This is a genomic window from Desulforamulus profundi (genome assembly GCF_002607855.1).
The window spans coordinates 1-7,638 of sequence record NZ_AWQQ01000145.1; the positions used below are offsets into that span (position 1 = coordinate 1).

General features: G+C 51.0%; 7 protein-coding genes and 5 pseudogenes. All 12 read right to left on the reverse strand.

Annotated elements, in window-relative coordinates; all coding sequences use genetic code 11:
• Positions 1 to 263 (reverse strand): hypothetical protein (locus P378_RS17580; RefSeq protein WP_238473392.1); only part of this gene is annotated, 263 nt, incomplete at its 3' end.
• A gap of 141 nt (positions 264 to 404) precedes the next feature.
• Positions 405 to 1,364 (reverse strand): annotated as a pseudogene (locus P378_RS17585) (PhoH family protein).
• Positions 1,361 to 2,632: a sporulation protein YqfD gene (gene yqfD, locus P378_RS17590; protein ID WP_099084110.1), complete on the reverse strand. Its 1,272-nt coding sequence runs from the start codon at positions 2,630 to 2,632 to the stop codon at positions 1,361 to 1,363. Before yqfD ends, P378_RS17585 begins: the two are co-directional and overlap by 4 nt.
• Positions 2,633 to 2,932 carry a sporulation protein YqfC gene (yqfC, locus tag P378_RS17595; protein ID WP_099084111.1) on the reverse strand — a complete coding sequence of 100 codons (300 nt, stop codon included), beginning with the start codon at positions 2,930 to 2,932 and terminating at the stop codon, positions 2,633 to 2,635.
• Positions 2,933 to 2,987: 55 nt separating this feature from the next.
• Positions 2,988 to 3,437, reverse strand: a complete 450-nt coding sequence (locus tag P378_RS17600; protein ID WP_099084112.1) for a hypothetical protein — start codon at positions 3,435 to 3,437, stop codon at positions 2,988 to 2,990.
• Between the two features lie 15 nt (positions 3,438 to 3,452).
• Positions 3,453 to 4,411, reverse strand: a pseudogene (gene floA, locus P378_RS17605) (flotillin-like protein FloA).
• Positions 4,412 to 4,734: 323 nt separating this feature from the next.
• Positions 4,735 to 4,893, reverse strand: a complete 159-nt coding sequence (locus P378_RS22470; protein WP_238473393.1) for an NfeD family protein — start codon at positions 4,891 to 4,893, stop codon at positions 4,735 to 4,737.
• A 170-nt stretch (positions 4,894 to 5,063) separates the two neighbouring features.
• Positions 5,064 to 5,342 (reverse strand): annotated as a pseudogene (locus P378_RS24560) (hypothetical protein); the annotation flags it as partial.
• A 7-nt stretch (positions 5,343 to 5,349) separates the two neighbouring features.
• Positions 5,350 to 5,529 carry a 30S ribosomal protein S21 gene (gene rpsU / locus P378_RS17615; RefSeq protein WP_099084113.1) on the reverse strand — a complete coding sequence of 60 codons (180 nt, stop codon included), beginning with the start codon at positions 5,527 to 5,529 and terminating at the stop codon, positions 5,350 to 5,352.
• A 125-nt stretch (positions 5,530 to 5,654) separates the two neighbouring features.
• Positions 5,655 to 5,996 carry a histidine triad nucleotide-binding protein gene (locus P378_RS17620; protein WP_099084105.1) on the reverse strand — a complete coding sequence of 114 codons (342 nt, stop codon included), beginning with the start codon at positions 5,994 to 5,996 and terminating at the stop codon, positions 5,655 to 5,657.
• Between the two features lie 95 nt (positions 5,997 to 6,091).
• Positions 6,092 to 7,399 (reverse strand): annotated as a pseudogene (mtaB, locus tag P378_RS17625) (tRNA (N(6)-L-threonylcarbamoyladenosine(37)-C(2))-methylthiotransferase MtaB).
• Between the two features lie 11 nt (positions 7,400 to 7,410).
• Positions 7,411 to 7,638 (reverse strand): annotated as a pseudogene (locus tag P378_RS17630) (RsmE family RNA methyltransferase); the annotation flags it as partial.

Here is a 7,638-nt window from a genome sequence, read left to right on the forward strand (position 1 = left end):
CAGCCGTTTCGGTTTGTGCGTCTGCCTGAACCGACTTGACATCCTGCAATACCTGGGTAATATCCTGGCGTACGGCGGCGGAAATGCCTCATTGATTTCCGGCACCCGGGGTACCTTCTCCATAGCCTCCTACGTTCTTCCGCGGTTTTTTCCTGGTCAACGTAAACCACGCTCTTGGGAGCATAAATGGTGGAAGGAGAAATCTGCCCCACCTGCAGGTTCACCTTTTGGGGGACAAATTCAAAGGATACCAGTAAGGTCATTAGCACGAAAAACAAACCTGCTGCAACATAACGTCTAAAATTTTTGTTTTTGAAAAGATATTTAAGGCCTCTGACAAGGCCTCCTCCGATTTCTCGCCATGAAAGCATAAAATCACTCCCCGACCTACAAAGAGGCCTGTCCTACTGTTCAGCCTGCTGTTCGTAAGCCCGGATAATCTCCATCACAAGGGGGTGGCGCACAATATCCGCCCCGGTCATCCACTGGAAGGCAATGCCCTTGACTCCTTCCAGCACTCTTTTGGCGTCTACCAGACCGGAGCTGGTTCCCTTGGGCAGGTCGATTTGGGTAATATCTCCCGTAATCACTGCCTTGGAGCCAAAGCCCAACCGGGTTAAAAACATTTTCATTTGCTCGGGTGTGGTATTCTGGGCTTCGTCCAGGATAATAAAGGCATCCTCCAACGTTCTGCCTCTCATGTAGGCAAGGGGCGCTATTTCAATCATATTTCTTTCCAGGTATTTTTGTGTGTGATCCAAGCCTAAGATGTCGTACAGACTGTCGTAGAGAGGTCTCAAGTAGGGTCAATCTTTTCCTGCAAATCGCCGGGCAGAAACCCCAACTTTTCCCCCGCTTCCACGGCGGGGCGGGTGAGAATAAGACGGTTGACTTCTTTTTTCCGCAAAGCATTCACCGCCATGGCCACCGCCAGGTAGGTTTTGCCGCTGCCGGCGGGGCCAATGGCAAAGACAATATCGTTTTTCCTGATATTTTGAATGTAATCCTTTTGGCCTAAAGTTTTGGCTTAACCTGCTTTCCCCTGGCAGTAACCAGTACAACATCCTTGGCCAAATTGGTCAGAGCCTGTTTGACGCCGGATTTTACGGACCTTAGCACATAATTAATTTCATGCCTGCCAATATGGTTGCCGGACTTATAGTATTCAAACAACTGGGAAAATACTTCTTCCCCCTGCTCCACTTGCTCCGGGGTGCCAATGAGGGTAAGTTCTTCTCCCCTGGCCACCACCCGGATGCCTAAACTTTGCTCAATCAAGTTAATATTTTCGTCCTGTTTGCCAAAAATCTCGCTGCTGCCTCAAGATCCCCTATAACTACCTTTTGTTCAGTACGTTCGGTCAATCGTTATCCTCCTCAGCTGCCTTGAAGGGTTTGATAATGCCTATATCCTCTACCGTTTCTACAAAAGCCTTTATTCTGACAAGTTCTTCCTCTCTGCCGGTATTCACTTGTTCCAGCCGGCGTTCCATGATCTTTGCCCCCTGGGGCAGCTTGGCGTTCACTTCTTCCAGAGCCTTTTGTTCAGCAATTCTTTTGGCCCCTGCCTGACCATAATTCATCCGTTCCTTGAGTTTTTCAAGGTATTGCACAGTTCTAAGTTCGACGGGAATTGAAAGATTCCTCCATTTGGGCAGACTTTTAACATTCTGCTTCTCTTCGTAATATTGGAACGGGGATTCCTTGGGCCCTGATATGATTATTTCCTTGACCCCAAATTTAATACGAACGGAAGTTTTTTGTTGGCCGGACAATTTTTCAAGGGTCTCCGAAATCCTGCATTCTCCGTAACCCTCATACCATACCCTGGCCCGGACGATGCCCTTTGCCTTCACAAAACGGCTGATGTACTGAGGTTCCGGCGGTTCCTGTCCTTCGGGCAGGGGCTGGTTTGTCTGCTCCGGTTTTATTTCTTCTTTAATTTCCCCGCTGATCAGGATGCTGCCCGGCAGAACGGTATCGCCCTCTTTTACCACCGCTTGTCCGTTTAAGACCAGAACTTCTTTAATCAGACCGGCCTTACCGGCAACAATATGGGCGGGTTCATTTCTGTGCGGGTCTTCCTGGACTAATTTTCGTTCCGCAATCTCGACGGTTACCCGGGTTCCCTTTACGTAAACACCGGCCCAGGCCACCGAGGGGATTTTCTCCCGCAGGGTCCTTTCTACCAGTTTGGCGTCCAGATCCCACTTGGCTACACCGGGTCTTAGTCCCGCCTCGGCAGCAATTTTCTTAATATCCTCATCGGAAAGCTTGTCATTGCCGGTGACCTGAATAAACCAGACAAAGGAGGATAAAAAATAAAGGGTTACTAAAAAGACCACTCCCCCGATGGCCAGCAGTTTACGTTTTTTCATACGGTTGAGCATAAAGGGCAAACCTTTGCGTTCAACAATCTTGAAACAGCTTTTGGTGGCCCTGGCGATATGCCTCAGCGGGCGGACATCGGATATGCGAACTTTCACTCTCACCTTATCGTTGCCCAGCCGGGTGATATCCCATAAATAAATTCCCCTGCTGGCGGCCATGTTGACAAACTTTTCAAGGAATTCCCCCCGCACCACCAGGGATACATGTCCCATTAAAAAAGAAAGCAATCTCAGGAGAACCATTTACCACGCCTCCCCCGGTTCCAGAAAACATAAGGATTTGATCTGACCTTCCACACAAATTTCATCGGTCTTGATATTGCGCAGCATCAGCTTGGCCCCTGTAATGCCAAATTCCCCTTCTCCCACTTTAACGCGAACTTTTTCTGTGGTGTATTCCACAATGCCCCTGTGGTTTTCAATAAAAACTTGCAAATTGCCCACCAGCACGATTTTAGGCAAGTCCAGCATGATGTCGCTTGGTATCTCAAAAAAGTCTGAGAACTGTTTTTTAAATTTCCTTTGCAAATCCCTTAAGGACATAAAAAATCCCCTCCTTGGGATATGTGTATGCGTCCCTGGAAGGGAAAATTACTAATTAATGGTAGGCCCTGTTTCTCCTGCGCCGGGCCACCGGAGGCCCGAGAATTTCTGAAAGGACAATGCCGTTTCTCAGCATGGCAGGGGTCATGGGACCGATGGGTTGATCGTCCATGTTACATACTGCAGTTTCCCCGGGGGGAGCTGCTTTTTTACCCTGCTTACCGGCCGGCGCTGTTTTTATCACGGGCTCTGCTTTGTCTTTTACCGTTGCGATTTTGTATTTCTGGGGCTGTTCCGGAGGTTCGCCAAGAATTAATTCAGCGGGCTGCGATTTTTCCTTTGCCTGCTCCGTTTTGGGACCCCACTTCTCCCTCAGTTCAGGTGGTAAGCGGTAAGCGGGGACTTCTTCCTCCCGTGGTTGGGGCGCAGGCATCCTGTTTCTGGCTCTGTCGGAAAGCACCTTGATAATGGTCCAGATGATGAAAATTAAAATTAATGTTTTCACAGGGGCATCCCTTCCCTACTCGGTCTTCTTTCCTTTTTCTTTCCCGTTGCCGCTTCCGGAAATGGACTCCCTCATTTTTGTGTCGGCCAGGATGTTTTGCATGTTGTAGTAGTCCATCACGCCCAGCCTGCCCGAGCGGAATGCTTCCGCCATGGCCCGGGGCACTTCTGCCTCGGCCTCCACCACTTTGGCCCTCATTTCCTGTACCCTGGCTTCATTTCCTGTTCTTGGGCCACTGCCATAGCCCGGCGTTCTTCCGCTTTGGCCTGGGCGATATTTTTGTCGGCTTCGGCCTGGTCGGTCTGCAGCTGGGCGCCGATGTTCCTGCCGATGTCTACGTCTGCAATATCAATGGATAGAATTTCAAAGGCGGTGCCGGCATCCAAGCCTTTGGACAAAACGGTCTTGGAAATGCTGTCAGGGTTTTCCAGCACCAGTTTATGGGACTCCGCACTGCCCACGCTGGTGACAACGCCCTCGCCCACCCGGGCAATGACGGTTTCTTCACCGGCCCCGCCCACCAGGCGGTCGATGTTGGCCCGGACCGTCACCCTGGCCACAGCCTTCAGTTCGATGCCGTCCTTGGCCACCGCGCTGATCACCGGGGTTTCAATAACCTTGGGGTTAACGCTCATCTGCACCGCTTCCAGCACATTTCTGCCCGCCAGGTCAATGGCTGCCGCCCGCTCAAACTGGAGGGGGATATTGGCGCGCTCGGCGGCGATCAATGCATCCACCACTCTGTCCACATTGCCGCCGGCCAGGTAGTGGGCTTCCAGCTGGTTGACATTGACGTTCAACCCTGCCTTATCCGCCTTAATTAAAGAATTGACGATTTGTGCCGGCGGCACCCTGCGCAGCCGCATACCCACCAGGGTAATGATGCCTACCTGCACCCCGGCGGCCAGGGCTGAAATCCACAGCCCCACCGGAATGAAGCTGAACAGCACCACCACAAAAACCACTGCCAGCATGAGCAAGACTAAGAACGAAAGACCACCTAAACTAATCAAACTGCATTCCCCCTTTAATTTTTTGTTAGAAAGTTAAGACTGTCGAACTGGCAGGTACTTTCATTATCCTTAGCGAACGACTTTGCGAAGCATCGGTAACAGTCTTGTGCCCTGTTGGTATACTTGACGAGCGTAGGGAGAATTGGGGGGGCGCAGTCAGGACGTCTGTCTGCGCCCCCCCAATTTCTCCCGGAACGAGTCGTAGTACTGTCGGTGCGGAGCATTGGAGTGAGCGGGGATAATGAAAGTACCTGAGAGCTAGCATAATGTATTATGTTATTTTTTTACACCTTCTCCACAGCATTCACAATCACCCTGGTCCCTTCTACCATAACCACCAACACCGGTGTACCGGGCATGATAAATTCGCCCTCGGTGACCACATCCACCCGTTTTCCGTCGATGAGAGCCGTACCGGCCGGGCGTAGAGGTGTGGCAGCCACTCCCTGCAAGCCAGGAGCTTCTCCAGTTCCTGCCGGGGTGCCAGGTAACCCTCCTCCCGCTTCTGCCGGTGGGGCAGGGTGACTTTACGCCAGAAATTTACCTTGGTGGCCAGCCAGACGCCCCCTACCAGCGCCACCAGGGTGATCACCAGGGCCAGCGTCAACGCCTGGGTAGCATGGAAGATATCCACCGATACCAATAATATTCCCCAACCCAGAAGAATAACGCCCAAAACTCCGGCTACGCCAAATCCGGGCACAAAAAACAATTCCAATATCAGGGCAATAATGCCCAGGACGAAGGCAAGGGTAGCCAGCCAACCGGACATTTCTGCTAAAAACTGCATTCCTTCACCCCCAATCAAGTTTTCCACGCATTGACATAAATATTTATTCCCATTATCAAAAAATGCCTGGCATAGATCTATGCCAAGCATTTCTTTTGTCATTCCATTATTATCTGAAGCTTTTACGTTTACGAGCTGCTTCGGATTTTTTCTTTCTTTTTACACTGGGTTTCTCATAATGTTCGTGTTTGCGTGCCTCAGCCAAAACGCCAGCCTTTTGACAGGACCGCTTAAAGCGCCGGAGGGCACTGTCCAGTGTCTCGTTTTTGCCAACTCTAACTTCCGCCACTCAATTTCCCTCCCTCCGCCAAACCATAAGACCTTGGATCTGTACGAATATATATTGATGTAAAAATTGCAAAAATACAATACCATTTAATTATAACGCAAACTCTCCAAACAGTCAATAACCTCTTAACCCGGAGGCCATTGCATCTTTCTTCCCCCGATCAGGTGGAAGTGAACATGGTACACCGTTTGGCCTCCCTCTTCTTTACAATTGGAAACCACCCGGTATCCCTTTTCCAATCCCAGTTCCCTGGCCAATTTGGATGCAGTGACGAGTATGTGGCCCATTATCTCTGCATCTTCGGGGTTCAGGTCCTCGAGAGTGGAAATGTGTTTCTTGGGGATAATCAATACATGTACCGGAGCTACAGGTGCGATGTCCTTGAAAGCAAAGACCCTATCATCTTGATATACCACCTGGGACGGTATTTCCCCGGCAATGATTTTACAAAAGAGGCAGTTTTGCACCAACTACACCTCCCCCCAGGGCAAAATAAACTATATAAACATAGTCTTTTCTAAAAGTTTATTCAACACGCCCTCAATATTATCCTGCAACCCTGTTAAATAATTCTGCCTTTTACCAGGGATCCCTGTACTTCTTCAATATGTACGGTAACAAGTTTCCCCCGCAAATTTTTCTCACCGGGGAATATTACTTTGAGATAGGTATCCGTATGGCCCTCAAACAGTTTATCATCCTTCTCATAGGCTGCTCTGCCAGTACCTGCAGGTCCTTGCCCAGCTGCCGCCCGGCATACTCATGGGCCAACCGGTTCCCCAGCTCAATCAGCCTTTTGCTGCGATCTTCTTTTTCCTCCGGCGAAACTTGATCAGGCATTTCCGCCGCCGGGGTCCCCTTGCGAGGCGAGTATTTAAAAACGTGAATGCCCGCAAATCCTAACTTGCCCACCGTATTCAAGGTATTCTGGAAATGAAGCTCCTTTTCTCCGGGAAATCCCACGATAACATCGCTGGTAATGGCAACTCCTTCAATGGTCCTGTAAATCCGTATGATTAATTCCTCAAACTGGCGGGTATTGTAGCGGCGTTTCATCCTGGCCAGGATTTCGTCGTCCCCGCTCTGCAGCGGGATATGCAGGTGGCGGCAAACGTTGGCGTTATTGGCCACGGCCTCGATGAGGCATCATTAATGTCATGGGGTTCCACCGAACCCAGCCGCAGTCTGGTGAGTCCCGGTACTTTCGCCAGGCGTTCCACCAGCCAGCCCAAATTAATGTTCTGACCGTGAAAATCCTGGCCATAGGCCCGATGTGAATACCGGTCAAAACAACTTCTTGAAAACCCTGATTGACCAGCTCTGTTGCAGAACGGAGGACATTTTCCGGCAGGCGGCTTCTCACGGGGCCACGGGCATAGGGAATGATGCAGTAGGCACAAAAACTGTTGCACCCTTCCTGAATTTTAAGAAAGGCCCGGGTTTTCCCCTGTTCGGCGGGCACCGGAAGTTCTTCGAAACAATCGCTTGCCATTACGTCTACAACGGCATTCACAGGTCCCCTTTCCCCGGAATGGGCCTCCACCAGTTTGACAATCCTGCTCTTATCCCTGGTTCCTACCACCAGGTCCACGCCGGGAATCTCCAGCACTTCCCCCGGAGAAGTCTGGGCGTAGCAGCCCGTAACCACGATCACCGCCGCCGGGTTTTGTTTGGCTGCCCTGCGAATGATTTGCCTTGACTTGCGGTCCCCCAGGTGGGTCACGGTGCAGGTATTGATGACATAGACATCGGCGGGCTGCTCAAAGTCCACAATTACGTAACCGGCCTGACGGAACAGGTCACCGATGGCGGAAGATTCATACTGGTTGACCTTGCAGCCAAGGGTATAGATGGCGGCGGTTTTAGACATCGACTAACCTCCTAACCCAGTTCCCCGTAATGATACAGCACCATGGTCAAGGCCGCCGGCCCGGCCGTTTCGGTGCGCAGAATACGGTGTCCCAATGTGACACTATGAAAGCCTTGCTCCCTGGCCCGCGCTGCCTCTTCCGGTGTAAAACCGCCCTCCGGACCGATGAACAGGTAAACCTCGGAGGCGCTGCCACGTTTTGCAGGACCTCCTTAAGGGATTGCTGTCTTTCGTCCTCC

Excerpts from the sequence above, each read along its gene's own strand:
- yqfD (WP_099084110.1), bottom strand. The coding sequence starts at position 2,632 with ATGGTTCTCCTGAGATTGCTTTCTTTTTTAATGGGACATGTATCCCTG.
- yqfC (WP_099084111.1), bottom strand. The coding sequence starts at position 2,932 with ATGTCCTTAAGGGATTTGCAAAGGAAATTTAAAAAACAGTTCTCAGAC.